Source organism: Hyphomicrobium album (assembly GCF_009708035.1).
In the GTDB taxonomy this organism is placed as follows: Bacteria; Pseudomonadota; Alphaproteobacteria; order Rhizobiales; family Hyphomicrobiaceae; genus Hyphomicrobium_A; species Hyphomicrobium_A album.
In genome coordinates, this window is sequence record NZ_WMBQ01000002.1 from 356,096 (window position 1) to 370,975 (window position 14,880).

Below are 14,880 nucleotides of genomic sequence, written 5' to 3' on the forward strand. Positions count from 1 at the left end.
GGCGCAACTGAACGTCGCTTGCAAATCGTTAGACCAAAGAATATCTGTTTTTCCCGCAGGGAATAATCCACGGTCAACAAGCGCCGATGCCTCGCGTCGCCATCTTTCAGCACGCCACGAATTGCCATGCCGGAACGCTCTTCGGGCATTTGGCTGCCGACGGCATCGTGCCGACCATCGTGCGCCTCGATCGCGGCGATCCAATCCCCGACCTCAATCGGTTCAACATCCTCATGGTGATGGGCGGTCCGATGGACGTCTGGCAGGAGGATCTGCATCCCTGGCTCAAGGACGAGAAGGCCGCGATCCGCACCTGGGTCGCCGAGAACGACAAGCCGTTCCTCGGCGTGTGCCTCGGGCATCAGCTGCTCGCCGACGCGCTGGGCGGTAAGGTCGGGCCGGCAACGGTCGGAGAGTTCAACCTGCTCGACATCGCGTTGAGCGAGGAAGGCCGCAGGCATCCGCTCTATGCCGGCTTTGGCGAAAGCAAGCGCGGCGTCCAGTGGCACGGCGCCGAGGTGAAGGCGATGCCGGACGGAGGCGTGCTGCTCGCCTCGACGTCGGATTGCCCCATTGCGGCATTCGCCTATGGATCGTCGGCGTTCGGCCTCCAGTACCACGTCGAGGCGACGGATCAGTCGATCGCCGATTGGTCGGTGTCGGGCGCGGAGGCGCTGCGGCTGCATCCTCCCGGATACGGCGGCAAGCTGCGCAAGCAGGTCATCGAAGGCTTCGCAGAGCTGCTGGGCAACTCGCGGCGCCTCTACGACAACTTCATGCGCATCGCCGTCGAGCGTATCGCCTAGTCGGCGCGCCAGCCGTAGAGCCAATCGTAGCGTGCCATCAGCCGTTGCGCCGGCAGTTTGCGCAGAACGAGATTGCGCGCCTGTGCCGCCAAGCCCTGCAGGTGATAGATGCTGCCGTTGCGGCGCGAGGCTTTGGCGACCCGCATGACACGCGCGCGGCGGCGGCGCTGATACTGCTGCAACGCTAGGGGCACCTGGTCGGGGTTCCGGTGCAGCGCGTCCGCCAGAACCGCCGCATCCTCGAGCGCCATCACGCCGCCCTGCGCCAGGAACGGCAGGACCGGATGCGCCGCGTCGCCGAGCAGCGCGATCGGTCCCTGGGCCCATCGCTGCGGCACGGGCATCGTGTGCAGCGACCATCGCCGCCACGTGCTGGCCCCGAGGATCAGCGTCTGCAGCGCCTCGGCGCACTCGGGCATGCTCTGCTGGATCCACGCCGGCGGCACCGGAGCGCTCCAGTCGCTGCTTTCGTGCCCGTCGTCGAGCACGACGACGACCGCAAGCTCGGTCCCGCCGGAAACGGGGTAGTGCACGACGTGCGCGTCGGGGAACAGCCAGATGGTCGTCTCGGGCCGGTGGAACTCCTCGGGCAGCGTGTCGAGCGGCACGATCGAGCGCGACGCGCTCTTGCCGCAGAACGTCGGCTTCGCCTCCTTGAACAGCAGCGAGCGCAGCGGTGACCAGATGCCGTCGGCGGCGATGAGCGCCCGCCCGGTCCACGCCTGGCGGCTGTCGGCGGCAACCGCGACGAGCCCGTCGCGTGTCGCTACCTCGGAGGCATCGAAGCCCATCGACAGCGCCACCAGCGGCTCCGTGCGCACCGCTTGCAGCAGCGCGGCGTGCAGGTCCCTGCGATGCGCGACCCAGTAGGGGGCGCCGTGGCGCATGGCGAGCCAGCGACCGAGTGGCAGCCGCGCGAGCTCATTTCCCGTAGACCCGTCACGCACGCTCAGCGCCTCGGGCACGCCGACGTGCGGGCGCAACGCATCGACGACGCCGAGCTGACGCAATATGCGCGTGCCGTTTGGACCAATCTGGATGCCGGCGCCGTCCTCATTGAAAGCAGGACGCCGCTCGAGAACGTGCGAGGCGATGCCGCGGCGCGCCAGCGCCAGGGAGGCCGCAAGCCCGCCTATCCCCGCCCCGACGATGAGCACGGGACCGGGCTGGCCCTTGCGGGCATGGGCGAGCGCCGTTTCGGCATTCTCGTTGGCAAGCGGATCGAGCTGCAGCACGCTCATCGGATACTATGAGTTGCAGGCCGCGGCGCGCTCGGTCTGTAAAGTCCGTTAAGCTGTCAGGCGGCGTCCTCGACGCCGCCGACGAGGCATCCCGCCGGGTCGCTCTGATCGGCGGAAAGGCGCGGGTCGTAGATGTAGAGCGTCGAGCAATACGGGCAAAGTATTTGGCCGTCGTCGCCCATGTCGAGATAGACGTGCGGATGATCGAATGGCGGGCGGGCGCCCATACAATTCAGCTCGCGCACGCCGATGAAGATCTTCTCCGCGCCCTGGTCGTTGGCGAGGTGGGGAACGAGGCTCAAGGCCATGGAATTGCCCTGCATTGTCTTGCCGATAGCGGGCCGACCATAGCCGCGCCCGGCGGCAAATGATAGGGGTGCGGCTGGCTGCGGCGACGAGGACAAACGACGGTGCAGACGTTCAGCTCCGACGGCATCGACATCGCCTATCTCGACGAGGGCGCGGGCACGCCGGTGCTGCTCATCCACGGCTTCGCGTCCAACGTCGCGACCAACTGGGTCGACACCCAATGGGTCAAGACGCTGACCGACGCCGGCTATCGCGTCATCGCCTACGACAACCGCGGGCATGGGCGCAGCGCCAAGCTCTATGACCTCGATCAGTACGGTGCGCCGATCATGGCGGAGGACGCGCGCCGGCTGCTCGACCACCTCGGCCTCGAGCGCGCCCACGTCATCGGCTATTCGATGGGCGCCCGCATCGCCGCTTTTCTCGGCATGGCGCACCCCTCGCGCGTGCGCAGCCTCGTGTTCGGCGGCCTCGGTCTCAACATGGTGCGCGGCGTCGCCGGAACCGGGCCGATCGCGCGGGCGCTCGAGGCCGCGAGCATCGACGACGTAAAGAACGATACGGCGCGCACGTTCCGGGCCTTTGCCGAGCAGACGAAAAGCGATCTGAAGGCGCTCGCCGCCTGCATCCGCTCGGCGCGCGCGCCCATCACCGCCGAGGCGCTGGGGGCGCTGCGCTGTCCGGTGCTGGTCGTCGTCGGCGAGAAGGACGTCATCGGCGGGTCGGCGGCCGAGCTCGCCGCGCTCATCCCCGGCGCGCAGGGCGTCGAGCTGCCCGGGCGCGATCACAACAAGGCGGTGGGTGACAAGGGCTTCAAGCAGGCGGTGCTGGCGTTCTTCGCCTCACAGCGCTGACCGCTGCTGCGGCGAAAATACGAGACCCCGGCAATCGCCACTGATACCCAAAAGACAAACGCGGGGTTGCCAAGGGACCAGTGCCGACAAATGCCGGGGCCAAGACGCGGTACACACTCAGGGCGCAGCACATACGCAGTACGAATTGGCCGCTGCCTGAGGGCCAGGATCGCTCCTGACAGCCAATTACTACCAAGCCAACCATGACAGGTCTGTAGGCGGCGTCGGCGTCGCGACATTCCGGCTGTGGATAACCTCCGGCGCGCCGTTGTTTGGCCACGACTCGCCGGGTTCTGCCCTGCCCGAGTCGTAAATGCGCCGGAATGCGCTGGCTCTATGCATTTGGGAAAGATGGCAGATTCATAATCCGTTAGGGTTACCGCGGTTAGTTATTTCGCATGCCATCCGTCCGTTTCTGCGTAGTTCTTGGCATTCTCAGTCCGCTGTTGCTGTCCGGGTGCGGCGGCAGCGGCGGCCAATACTTCGTGGCCAAAGACGAACCTTGGCGGGAGACCGAGGAGCGGGCATGCCTCGCCTCCGGCGCGGTCCGGGAATCCCCCTTCATCAAGACCAAGCTGTCGCTGGGCGGACCGAGCGTCTGCGGCGCGGAGCGCCCATTCGAGCTGGCCGCGACCGATAACGGCCGCGTTAGCATCCGCCCCGTCGCGCTCGTGCGCTGTCCGATGATCCCGCAGATCAATCGCTGGGTCGTCGGCGTCATCGAGCCCACCGCCATGCGGGTCTACGGCGTGCCCCTCGTCGAGGTGAAGATTGCCGGCTCCTATTCCTGCCGTCCGATGAACAACTCGTGGGGCGCGCACCTCTCCGAGCACGGCCATGCGAATGCGCTCGACGTGTCGGGCTTCGTCCTGGCCGACGGACGCACGATCTCGGTGAAGCGCGGGTGGCGGGGCGACGAGCGCGAGCGGGCCTTCCTGCGCACGGTGCGCGCCGGCGCCTGCGAGCACTTCACGACGGTGCTGAGCCCGGACTACGACTCCAACCACCACGACCATTTCCACGTCGATCTGGCGCGACGCGGGTCCGACGGCCTCAAGACGGTCTGCAAGTAGGCGGCGCTAGTCTTCGTCGGGATCGCAGGCGACCGGGAATTCCATGTCCGGATCGACGCAGACGATGTCTGGCTGAATGCGCGCGAACGTCGGCGGCGACGCGAGCGTTGCGGCGGCGAAAACGGCGAGCAGCACGGCACTGCGCATGCGAAAACTCCCCTCGGCCAGAGAGGTTTGTAGCGCTTTTCAGTCGTCGCGGCCAGCGCGCGCCAGGGCGGGCTCGCCGTTTTGCGGTGCATTGGACGCAGACCTGCCGCGTTTCTTGGCAAAATAGTCCTGCGCCTGCGTCATGTCCTCGGTGGCCATTTCGTCGACGGTCCGTTGGCGGAGCGCCCGCATGCCCTCGACGTCGATCTCGACCAGCTTGATGTGCTGCGCATACTGCATGGCGACCAGGCCGCGGCCGTCGGCGGAGCGCGCATACTTGAAGACGTTGAACTCCATCACGTCGCTCTCGGGAGCCCAGGTGAGGAAGTCGATGATCGCCTCGCCGGTCTTGTCATTGGTGACGATGGCGTAGTTGGCGTCCTTGTTGGTTTCCTTCACGACCTTGCCGACGGTCTCGACTGCGGCGAGGGGATCGTCGCCCATTTCCGGGTAGGCGTGAAAGGCGAAGAGCTTCGACCAGTTGTCGACGCTTTCACCGGGCAAGGTGAACTCGGCGATGGCGTCGCCCGCTTCGCCGTCGGGCAGCGTCGCCTGATCCTCGAAGGCCAGCGTGTAGTGCCCATCGTCGAAGACCACCGCCGGCGCAGCGGGGCGGGCGAGCGAGATCGACGCCAGCAGCACAACGAAAAGCGACAGCAGGCGCATCAGGCGATCCTCGAAAGACGGCTCGGGGCTTAGGTTCGGCCGAGCTCGCGCTCGGACACGACGCGATCGAACGGCTCGTTTTCGTGGCGGACCTTGTAGAGGGTGGCACCGTCGCCGAGCGTCAGGAGCTGCTCGATGCGGTACGTCGCTTCCGGCGCCAGCAAGCCGCTCTCCAGGCCTAGGAGATGCACGAAAGATCCGACCTCGAGCTCGCGCCGCGACATGCCATTCCCTCCCAACCCGCGCGGGGCACCGCCCCAGACGAAAAAGCCTAGTCGGCGAGGCTGAAGGATGGGTGTCTGCGGCTCGATAAAATCTATGCAAGCTGCGGCGCGTGGGCGCGCGCACCCTAGCAACTCATAGAAAGCGCAACTATTTGCCGGACAGTGCGAACCTAATAGCAAACCGTTCGTTATGGGCATGCCCGTTATGCCCATAACGGTCCGAACCCGCGCCGTCCGAGCTAGCGTCTATCCGCACCCTCACAGCCAGAGGTCCCCGTGCTTTCAACGCTCCCGGTCCACGCGACCGCCGATTCGCCGAAGAAACCGCGCGCTCCCGATCTCCACGGGCGCCTCCTATCCAGCCGCCAGCTGTCGCTCGCCCTCGCCGCTCCGCTGAGCGACGAGGACCAGACTGTGCAGCCGATGGACGATGCTAGCCCGACCAAGTGGCATCTCGCGCATACGACCTGGTTCTACGAGAGCTTCATCCTGAAGCCGAACCTGCCCGACTACCGCGAGTTCGCCGCCGATTTCGAGTACTGCTTCAACTCCTATTACGAGAGCAAGGGCGCCCGGCAGCCGCGCGGCCGCCGTGGATTGCTGACGCGCCCCTCCGCCCAGCAGGTGCGCGACTACCGCGCCCATGTCGATCGCGAGCTTGGGCGACTGTTCACCGAGGGCTTCGTCGATGACGGCCCAGATCCGCTCGTCGCCATGCTCGAGCTCGGCATCAATCACGAGCAGCAGCATCAGGAGCTGTTGCTCACCGACATCCTCAGCCTGTTTGCCTATCAGCCGTTGCGGCCCGCCTATCGCGAACCGCAGCCCAAGCCCGAGCCGCAGGTTGCGGCCGAGCCCATGCAGTTCATCGCCTTCGACGGCGGCATCCGCGGCATCGGTTACGACGGCAGCCGCTTCTCGTACGACAACGAGGGGCCGCGCCACGACGTGCTGCTCTATCCCTATCGGCTGGCCGATCGCTGCGTCACCAACGGCGAATGGCTCGCCTTCATGGAGGCGGGTGGTTATGGCGAGCCGTTGCTGTGGCTCGCCGACGGCTGGACGACAGTGAAGTCGCAAGCCTGGGACGCGCCCGGCTACTGGGAAGAGCGCGACGGCGTCTGGCATCAGATGACGCTCGAAGGTCTGCTGCCGGTCGACCCGCGCGCGCCCGTCACCCACATCAGCTACTACGAGGCGAACGCCTTCGCCAATTGGGCCGGCAAGCGCCTGCCGACCGAGTTCGAGTGGGAGGCGGCCAGCGCCGGCTACGAGGTTGCCGGCAACGATCTCGGCACCGGCGCGCTGCGTCCCCGTCCCGCCGGACCGGGCAACGGCCGCCTGACGCAAATGTTCGGCGACGTCTGGGAGTGGACGTCGAGCGCCTACTTGCCATACCCGGGCTATCGCCCGGCGCCGGGCGCGGTCGGCGAGTACAACGGCAAGTTCATGGTCAGCCAGAACGTGCTGCGCGGCGGCTCGTGCGCGACTCCCACCGGTCACGTCCGCGCCAGCTATCGCAACTTCTTCTACCCGCAACAGCGTTGGCAGTTCACCGGCCTGCGCCTCGCCGAGGACGCTGCATGAAACTGGATGTCGACGGCAATCTCGCCGAAATCGAGCCGAGCACCGCCGAGAGCGCGACCGACGCGCTCCGCCATGCGCGCGAGCCGCTGAGCGAGTTCGCGCACGCGCTCATCGCCGGTCTGTCGGCGCGCAACAAATCGGTCCCCTGCCGCTTTTTCTACGACGCGGCGGGCAGCGCCCTCTTCGAGCGCATCACCGAGCTGCCCGAGTACTATCCGACCCGCACCGAGATGCGCATTCTGCAGAGCCGCGCCGGCGAAATTCCCTCCCTGGCGCCGTCCGACGCCGTGCTCATCGAGTTCGGCTCGGGCTCGAGCACCAAGACGGAACTGCTGCTCGAGGTCATGCGCGACCTCTATGCGTACGTTCCGGTCGACATCAGCGAAGCAGCGCTGGTCGACGCCGAGGCGCGCATCAAAACGCGCTTTGCCGACCTGCGCGTGCTCCCCGTCGCCGGCGATTTCTCCCGCCCGCTGCGGCTGCCCGACGAGGTCGCCGGCAAGCCCAAGCTCGGCTTCTTCCCCGGCTCGACCATCGGCAACTTGACCGACACGGAGGCGGCGGAGCTGCTCGCCAACATGCGCCGCATCCTCGGCGCCGACAGCACGCTCATCATCGGCGCCGACCTCAAGAAGGACGTGCGCCGCCTCATCGCCGCCTACGACGATGCGGCGGGCGTCACGGCAAAGTTCAATCTCAACCTGCTGCACCGGGCGAACCGCGAGCTCGGCGCCGACTTCAACGTCGACGCCTTCCGCCACCTTGCCACCTACGACGTGCGCCATGGGCGCATCGACATGCACCTCGTCAGCCGCGACGAGCAGACGGTGCAGGTGCTCGGCCACCGTTTCCGCTTCGCCGCGGGCGAGCGCATCCATACCGAGCACTCGCACAAGTACGACATCGACGGCTTCCAGGCGCTGGCCGAGCGCGCCGGGTGGCGCCCGCAAGCGGTATGGACCGATCCCGAGCGGCTGTTCAGCGTCCACGTCTTGCGCGCAGGCTGATAGCGCGCCCCAATAGCCTGAACCGGGCGAATTGCGCTACAAGCGCGCCATGAGTTGGCACAAAGAAGGTCCCGGCGGCCGGCGCGGCTATCACCACGGCAATCTGCGCGAGGCGCTAATCACCGCGGCGCTCGACCTCATTTCCAAGAAGGGGCCGGCGGGCTTCACCTTCGCCGATGCGGCGCGCGCGGCGGGCGTCAGTCCGGCGGCGCCCTACCGGCATTTCCGCGACCGCGACGCGCTGATGGCCGACGTGGCGCGGCGCGGCTTCGATGCGTTCACGGAGGCGCTGACCCGCGCCTGGGACACTGGCCGGCCGACACCGCGCTCGGCCTTCGAGCGCGTCGGGCGCGCCTACCTCGAGTTCGCGGCGAAGGAGCCGGCGCTGTTTTCGGCGATGTTCGAATCGGGCGTGCCGCTCGGCGACTATCCGGAGGTGCGCGAGGCGGGCGACCGCGCCTTCAATGTTTTGCGCCAGGCATGCGAGGCGCTCGCCGCGACGATGCCGGCCGACAAGCGGCCGCCGTCGCTGATGATGGCGCTGCACATCTGGTCGTTGAGCCACGGCATCGCCACGCTGTTCGGCCGCGGCGACGCGGCGCGCCGGCCGATCCCGATGTCGCCGGAGGATCTGCTCGAGGCCGCCGTGCTCATCTACCTCGACGGCCTCGGCGTCCCCGCGGATAAGTGACGTCAGCGCGGAACGCGCGCAACCGTCATCCCGCTGAAGAGCGGGATCCACGCAAGTCGACACAATCGCGACTGCTGCAGTTTGCGGACTCGCTTCAGCGCACATCGAAGACGTCTTTCGTCGGGCCCTTTGAACCTGGCGTGGATCCCGGCCTGCGCCGGGATGACGGCAGCGGTCCTCAGCATTCACGTTCCGCCATTAGCAACCGCGCACTGGGTCCTCGAGACAAGCCCGAGGATGACAGCTTGTAGCCGGGCACCTCTGGTGCTGGGGCGCGGACATCCCATGTTTAGGCAACTCAGGGCCGCCTGCCGCCCGCTGTCCGATTTTCCCAAGCGCGCCCCTTGACGACCGACCACCCACCTGCCAACTATGTAAATGTGATGAACATTCACATGGAGATGACCTACGATGACTGGGGTTGTGGCGACGCTGGACGACTACGGCAAGCCCGCGTGGATTGCCGTCATGGTCCTGAGCTTCATCCTGTTCTGGCCCGTGGGCCTCGCAGTTCTGGCTTTCCTGATCTGGAGTGGACGCATGGGATGTGGACGGCACGGAGACATGAGCCGTTGGCAGCGCCGGTTTACCGACCGCTGGGACAGCAACGTGCAGCGCTGGGGACGTGAGTTCCGCGGCTTCCAGTCGAGCGGCAACGCCGCCTTCGACGAGTACCGCGAGGACGCCATCCGCCGCCTCGAGGAGGAGCAGCGCGAGTTCCGCGAGTTCCTCGACCGCCTGCGCAAGGCGAAGGACAAGCAGGAGTTCGACCAGTTCATGGCCGAGCGCCGCACGCGTCCCACCGGCGGCAGCGAGCCGGCGACCACCTAACGCGACGTTTCGAATTGGCGCCAGGGCGGCTCGCTGCCCTGGCGCTCAAGTGCTCACCCGCAACCGGAGTTGTAGTCCATGGGCTTGGTAATCCTCGGCTTCATCGGCTTCATCCTCGCCACGCTGATCGGCCTCGCGTGGGCCGTGGTGTGGATCGCCTTCGCGCTGTTCTGGCTGGTATGGCCGCTCTTACTGCTCGTCGTCGCCGGCATCGCCTGGCGCCGGCAGGCGCGGGGCTGGCAGCGCGCGCAGCGTATGTCCCCCGAGGCGCCGCAACACGAGGCGTCGCCGAGCGGCAACGCCGCGTTCGACACCTACCGCGCGGAGACCGTGCAGCGGCTCGACGAGGAACGGGCGCACTTCGGCGCGTATCTCGAGCACCTGCGCAAGGCGAAGGACAAGGAAGCGTTCGACAACTACATCGCCGAGCGCCGCGGCGGTGGCGGCCACATCGAGGATATGCGCGGCGCGTCTGCTTAAGCTGCACGTCATCGAAACAGGAAAGCCGGGGCCTACGCCCCGGCTTTTTTGTCACTTCGACGGTCCGCTACGGATCGGAGCGGCGACGCGACATCACCCCACAAACGTCATCCTCGCGAAGGCGAGGATCCACGCAAGCGTCCACAATCTCTTCTCGTGTAGAAGCGGGCCTCGCAGCAGCGCCTGCACCACTTGTGGTCGTAGCGGGTGTTGAAATTTGCGTGGATGGCCGCCGTCCATGCGGAGCCTGGCTTCGCCATGACGCGGCCATGACGTTACTGAGCAGGATGTCAGCGGGACGTCGCCCTGGGTCAGCGGATGGTCTTGTCGAAGTTGAGCGCGGTGGCGAGCCCCTTCACCGTATCGAGCCCCTTGACGCCGAGCAGCGTCGCACCGTCGAGATCGGCGCCGGTGAGGTCCGCACCCGTCAGGTCGGCGCCGGTGAAATCGGCGCGCGACAGGTCCGCGTCGGTGAGATTGGCGCCGGTCAGGTCCGCCCCCGCAAAGCGCGCGAAGGTGAGCACCGCGTGGTCGAGGTTGGCGTTGCGCAGGATCGCCTTGGTGAAGTCGCACGACTTCAGCATGTTCCTGGCAAGCGTCGATAGCGTGCCCTGGCCGGGGCGCAACTCGCGCGGCGTGAAATTCGCGTTCGTCAGATCGGCGCCGTGGAAGTCGGCGCCCGACATGTTCGCCATCACCCGGATGCCGGTGAGGTTGGCGCCGGCAAAGCGCGGCGCGTCGGCGATGTTCTCGGCCAGGTCGGTGTAGATGGTCGGCCGCAGGATGCTGGCGCCGGAAAGGTTGGCGCCAGAGAAATCGGCGCGGATCAGGGTCGCGCGGTCGAGCCGCGTACTTGTCATGTCGGTGCCCCGCAGATTGGCACCGGAGAAGTCGGCACCATAGAGGTTCGACTTGGCGAGCTTCGCGCCTTTGAAGTTGAGCCCCGAGAGGTCGAGATAGGTGAGGTCGTGGTTGGAATAGTCGAGCACCTCGCCGGGCTTCGCCTTGAACAGCCCGGCGGTGATCTCGCGCACCGTCATGTCGGCCGCCGGTGACACCGGCTCGGTCTCTTCCGCCGCGGCGGGAAAGCCGATCGCGAGAGCTGCCGCGAGGATCAGGCCGCGCGCCAAGTGTGTCCGTGCCGCGTTGGTCATTTTGTCCGCCTTCGTGATGGGCGCCCCTGCATATGAAAGGGTCGCGGGACGGTGTGGCAAGGGCCGGCCCACCTTAATTCCACGAAAGTCGGGGGCGGCGAGCCTCTTTGCCACAGAACGGAACGCCGGGCGCGAAAGTTTCAGCTTTGTCCGTAGCCGCCGCCGGTGGGTGTCACGATGGCGATGGCGTCGCCGGCCGCAACCTCGGTCTCGTCGCAGCCCTGCAGCGGCTCGCTGCGGCCATCGGCGCGGCGCACGCTGTTGCTACCGGCCTCGCCGGGCTCACCCCCCGCGACGCCGAAGGGCTGCACGCGCCGGTAACCCGAAAGGATGGCGCAGTGCATGCGTTCCAGGAAGCGGATGACGCGCCGCGTGCCGTCGCCGCTCCGCCACTTGCCACCGCCGCCCGAGCCGCGGCGAATGGAGAATTCCTCCAGCAGCACCGGATAGCGCAGCTCGAGGATTTCCGGGTCGGTGAGCCGCGTATTGGTCATGTGGACGTGCACGGCCGCCGCGCCGTCGAACCCGGGACCCGCCGGCGCGCCGGAGCACAGCGTCTCGTAATACTGCAGCTTGTCGTTGCCGAAGGTGAGGTTGTTCATCGTGCCTTGCGAGGAGCCGAGGGCGCCGAGCGCCGCGAACAGGGCGTTGGTGACGATCTGGCTCGTCTCCACGTTGCCGGCGACGACTGCGGCCGGATAGGTCGGCCGCAGCATCGAGCCTTCGGGGATGACGATCTCGATGGGCTTCAGGCAGCCCGCGTTCATCGGGATCGGCTCGTCGACCATGACGCGGAAGGTGTAGAGCACGGCGGCGCGCGTCACCGGCTCGGGCGCGTTGAAGTTGTTGGCTTGCTGCGCGCTAGTACCGGTGAAGTCGACCTTCGCCGAGCGCGCCGCGCGGTCGACCGTGATCCGCACCTCCACCGCCGTGCCCTGGTCGGTCTCGACGCGGAAGTGTCCGTTCTCCAGGCGCGATAGAAGCCGCCGCACTGCCTCTTCGGCGTTGTCCTGCACGTGCCGCATGTAGGCCTGCACCACGCCGAGCCCGAAGTGCGCCACCATGCGGCGCAGCTCCGCCTCGCCCTTCGCATTGGCGGCGACCTGCGCCTTGAGGTCGGCGATGTTCTTGTCGGGCCGGCGCGCCGGATACTTGGCGCCCGTGAGCAGCGACCGAGTCTCCGCCTCCAAGAAGCGTCCGCCGTCGACCAGCTTGACGTTGTCGATGTAGACGCCTTCCTCCTCGATGGTGGTGGCGCGCGGCGTCATCGAGCCCGGCGTCAGGCCGCCGATGTCCTCGTGATGGCCGCGGCTCGCCACGTAGAACAGCACCTTTCCGCCGGGGTCGCCGAACACCGGGGTGACGACGGTGATGTCGGGCAGGTGCGTGCCGCCGTTGTAGGGGGCGTTGAGCATGAAAGAGTCACCGGGCTGCATCTCGGCACCGCGCTCGCGGGTGATCGTCTCCACCGAGCGGTCCATGGAACCCAAATGCACCGGAAGATGCGGCGCGTTGGCGACGAGCGCGCCGGTCGCGTCGAACACCGCGCAGGAGAAGTCGAGCCGCTCCTTGATGTTCACCGACTGCGCCGTGTTGCGCAGTGCTTCGCCCATCTGCTCGGCGATGGCCATGAACAGGTTGTTGAAGACTTCCAGAAGCACCGGGTCGGCGGCGGCGCCGAGCTTCTCGCGCTGGCGTGGCGCGGCGCGCGTCAGGACGATGTCGTTGCCGGCGGTGAGCGTGAGCGTCCAGCCGGCCTCGACGACAATGGTCTGGTGCGGCTCGATGACGATGGCCGGCCCCGGAACGGCTTTGCCCGCCTGCAACGCGTCGCGCATCAGCACCGGCACGTCGTGCCACTCGCCGCGCGAATAGAACCGCGTCGTGGTCGACGTCGACGCAAGCGTCTTTTCGGGCAATGCGATCGTGCTGTCCGCTTCGCTGCTGTCGCCGCCGCTCGCGGCGACCTCGAGCGCGGCGACGTAGATGTCTTTTTCCGGCGAGATGAATCCGAAGCGCTGCCGGTGCAGCACCTCGAAGTCGCGGCGCATGAAATGCGCCTCCGACAGCGGCACCGGCAGCGCCGTGTCGGTGCCCGCATAGCGCAGGTGCGCGAAGCTCTCGATGGCGATGGCGTCGTGCTCGACACCCTGGTCGAGCAGCTCCTCGGTCGCGTCGCTGCCGAGCTCGTAGGCGAGGTCTTCGAGCTCGCGCATCGTCGCGCCGTCGAGCGGCGCCTCGATGGAGCGTTCGCGGCTCGCCCGCTGCGGCGCCAATCCCATCCCGTATGCCGAGAGCAATCCCGACAGGGGATGCACCAGCACCGTCTCGATGCCGAGCGTGTCGGCGATCAGGCAGGCGTGCTGGCCGCCGGCCGAGCCGAAGCAGTTGAGCGCGTACTCCGTCACGTCGTAGCCGCGCTCGACGGAAATCTTCTTGATGGCGTTGGCCATGTTTTCGACGGCGATGCGGATGGCGCCGTCGGCGATGTCCTCGGCCGTGCGTCCGCCGCCCACCTCGCGCGCCAGTTCCGCGAACGCCGCGCGCACCGCTTGGGCGTCGAGCGGCTGATCGCCGTGCGGCCCGAAGATCGCCGGAAAGAACTGCGGGTCGATCTTGCCGAGCATGACGTTGGCGTCGGTGACAGTCAGCGGACCGCCACGGCGGTACGCCTTCGGTCCCGGGTTGGCGCCCGCGCTCGCGGGTCCGACACGAAACCGCGTGCCGTCGAAGGTGATGATCGATCCGCCGCCCGCCGCCACCGTATTGACGCGCAGCATCGGCACAGCGAGGCGCACGCCGGCGATCTGCGTCTCGAAGGCACGCTCGTACTCGCCGGCGAAATGCGCCACGTCCGTCGATGTGCCGCCCATGTCGAAGCCGATCAGCTTGGCGAAACCGGCGCGTTTGCCCGTCTCCGCCATGCCGACCACGCCGCCCGCGGGTCCTGACAGAATTGCGTCGCGGCCGCGAAATGTCTGCGCCGCCTTGAGGCCGCCGGACGACGCCATGAACAGCAGATTCGGCCGTTCTCTGCCGGAGGTCAGCGCGCTTGAGACGCGGTCGACGTAGCGGCGCAGCACCGGCGACAGGTAGGCGTCGGCAACGGTCGTGTCGCCGCGCGGCACGATCTTGATGAGCGGGGCGACGTCATGGCTCGCCGACACCTGGGCAAAGCCTAGCGACCGTGCCAGCTCCGCGGCCTGCTGCTCGTTGGCAGGATGCGCGTAGGCGTGCATGAACACGATGGCGACCGCGTCGATGCCGTCGGTGCGTGCCGCCCGCAGCTCGGTCTCCAGGGCATCGAGATCGAGAATGCGCTCCACCGTCCCGTCGGCGCGCACGCGCTCGTCCGCCTCGACGACGCGTGCATACAACATCTCCGGCTTGACGATGTGCCTGGCGAAAATGTCGGGCCGCGCCTGCGTGCCGATCTCGAGCTGATCCTTGAAGCCGCGGGTGATGACCAGCAGCGTCCTGTCGCCCTTGCGCTCCAGAAGCGCGTTGGTTGCGACCGTCGTCCCCATCTTCACCGCGGCGATGCGCTCCGCCGGGGTCGCCGCCCCCGACGCTACGCCGAGAAACAGCCGGATCGCCTCCAGCGCCGCGTCGTCATAGGCGCCGGGGTTCTCCGACAGCAGCTTACGGGTGACGAGGCGGCCGTCGGGTGTGCGTGCAACGACGTCGGTGAAGGTGCCGCCGCGGTCGATGAAGAAGTGCCACTTTTCGTCGCTGGGGCGCCCGGCCATCCGGCATCCGTCCGAAAATCCCGCCGTCTCGTGAGCTATCGGGCGCGCGTGCAGGCGTCAA

General features: G+C 67.3%; 15 protein-coding genes. 8 read left to right on the forward strand and 7 right to left on the reverse strand.

What is annotated here, in order from left to right:
* The first annotated feature begins 86 nt into the window (after positions 1-86).
* The gene (locus GIW81_RS13855) at positions 87-806 is read left to right on the forward strand and encodes a type 1 glutamine amidotransferase (protein ID WP_154739964.1); all 720 of its coding nucleotides are present in this window, start codon (positions 87-89) and stop codon (positions 804-806) included.
* Here GIW81_RS13855 and GIW81_RS13860 read toward each other — a convergent pair.
* Both GIW81_RS13860 and GIW81_RS13865 read right to left on the reverse strand, forming a co-directional pair.
* Positions 803-2,047 carry an FAD-dependent monooxygenase gene (locus tag GIW81_RS13860; protein WP_154739965.1) on the reverse strand — a complete coding sequence of 415 codons (1,245 nt, stop codon included), beginning with the start codon at positions 2,045-2,047 and terminating at the stop codon, positions 803-805. The genes GIW81_RS13855 and GIW81_RS13860 overlap by 4 nt on opposite strands.
* A 56-nt stretch (positions 2,048-2,103) precedes the next feature.
* Positions 2,104-2,355: a zinc-finger domain-containing protein gene (locus GIW81_RS13865; protein ID WP_154739966.1), complete on the reverse strand. Its 252-nt coding sequence runs from the start codon at positions 2,353-2,355 to the stop codon at positions 2,104-2,106.
* A 102-nt stretch (positions 2,356-2,457) separates the two neighbouring features.
* On the opposite strand from GIW81_RS13865, the gene GIW81_RS13870 reads away from it, so the two are divergent.
* Both GIW81_RS13870 and GIW81_RS13875 read left to right on the forward strand, forming a co-directional pair.
* On the forward strand, positions 2,458-3,210 hold the full coding sequence (locus GIW81_RS13870; RefSeq protein ID WP_324615037.1) for an alpha/beta fold hydrolase: 753 nt from the start codon (positions 2,458-2,460) through the stop codon (positions 3,208-3,210).
* Positions 3,211-3,608: 398 nt separating this feature from the next.
* Positions 3,609-4,283 carry an extensin-like domain-containing protein gene (locus GIW81_RS13875; RefSeq protein ID WP_154739968.1) on the forward strand — a complete coding sequence of 225 codons (675 nt, stop codon included), beginning with the start codon at positions 3,609-3,611 and terminating at the stop codon, positions 4,281-4,283.
* A 6-nt stretch (positions 4,284-4,289) separates the two neighbouring features.
* Here the strand turns inward: GIW81_RS13875 and GIW81_RS13880 are convergent, their stop codons facing one another.
* The 3 genes from GIW81_RS13880 to GIW81_RS13890 are packed head-to-tail and all read right to left on the reverse strand — an operon-like array spanning position 4,290 to position 5,320.
* A complete protein-coding gene (locus GIW81_RS13880) occupies positions 4,290-4,430 on the reverse strand; it encodes a hypothetical protein (RefSeq protein WP_154739969.1) in 141 nt (46 codons plus the stop codon).
* 39 nt (positions 4,431-4,469) lie between these two features.
* Positions 4,470-5,096, reverse strand: coding sequence for a hypothetical protein (locus tag GIW81_RS13885; protein ID WP_154739970.1), 627 nt, complete (start codon positions 5,094-5,096; stop codon positions 4,470-4,472).
* Positions 5,097-5,125: 29 nt separating this feature from the next.
* Positions 5,126-5,320, reverse strand: a complete 195-nt coding sequence (locus tag GIW81_RS13890; RefSeq protein ID WP_154739971.1) for a hypothetical protein — start codon at positions 5,318-5,320, stop codon at positions 5,126-5,128.
* A gap of 276 nt (positions 5,321-5,596) precedes the next feature.
* Here GIW81_RS13890 and egtB point away from each other — a divergent pair, with 276 nt between their 5' ends.
* The 5 genes from egtB to GIW81_RS13915 all read left to right on the forward strand — a co-directional run bounded on the left by egtB (position 5,597) and on the right by GIW81_RS13915 (position 9,916).
* On the forward strand, positions 5,597-6,907 hold the full coding sequence (gene egtB / locus GIW81_RS13895) for an ergothioneine biosynthesis protein EgtB (RefSeq protein WP_324615038.1): 1,311 nt from the start codon (positions 5,597-5,599) through the stop codon (positions 6,905-6,907).
* Positions 6,904-7,914, forward strand: coding sequence for an L-histidine N(alpha)-methyltransferase (egtD, locus tag GIW81_RS13900; RefSeq protein WP_154739972.1), 1,011 nt, complete (start codon positions 6,904-6,906; stop codon positions 7,912-7,914). Before egtB ends, egtD begins: the two co-directional genes overlap by 4 nt.
* Positions 7,915-7,963: 49 nt before the next feature.
* Complete coding sequence (locus GIW81_RS13905) at positions 7,964-8,605, forward strand: TetR/AcrR family transcriptional regulator (protein WP_154739973.1); 642 nt, start codon at positions 7,964-7,966, stop codon at positions 8,603-8,605.
* Positions 8,606-9,016: 411 nt separating this feature from the next.
* Complete coding sequence (locus GIW81_RS13910; RefSeq protein WP_154739974.1) at positions 9,017-9,436, forward strand: DUF2852 domain-containing protein; 420 nt, start codon at positions 9,017-9,019, stop codon at positions 9,434-9,436.
* Between the two features lie 78 nt (positions 9,437-9,514).
* Positions 9,515-9,916: a DUF2852 domain-containing protein gene (locus GIW81_RS13915; protein ID WP_154739975.1), complete on the forward strand. Its 402-nt coding sequence runs from the start codon at positions 9,515-9,517 to the stop codon at positions 9,914-9,916.
* A gap of 311 nt (positions 9,917-10,227) precedes the next feature.
* On the opposite strand, the gene GIW81_RS13920 is transcribed toward GIW81_RS13915, so the two are convergent.
* Both GIW81_RS13920 and GIW81_RS13925 read right to left on the reverse strand, forming a co-directional pair.
* Positions 10,228-11,070 (reverse strand): pentapeptide repeat-containing protein, encoded by an 843-nt coding sequence (locus tag GIW81_RS13920; protein WP_154739976.1) that lies wholly within the window; start codon positions 11,068-11,070, stop codon positions 10,228-10,230.
* A 140-nt stretch (positions 11,071-11,210) separates the two neighbouring features.
* On the reverse strand, positions 11,211-14,819 hold the full coding sequence (locus tag GIW81_RS13925; protein WP_154739977.1) for a hydantoinase B/oxoprolinase family protein: 3,609 nt from the start codon (positions 14,817-14,819) through the stop codon (positions 11,211-11,213).
* Positions 14,820-14,880: the final 61 nt, after the last annotated feature.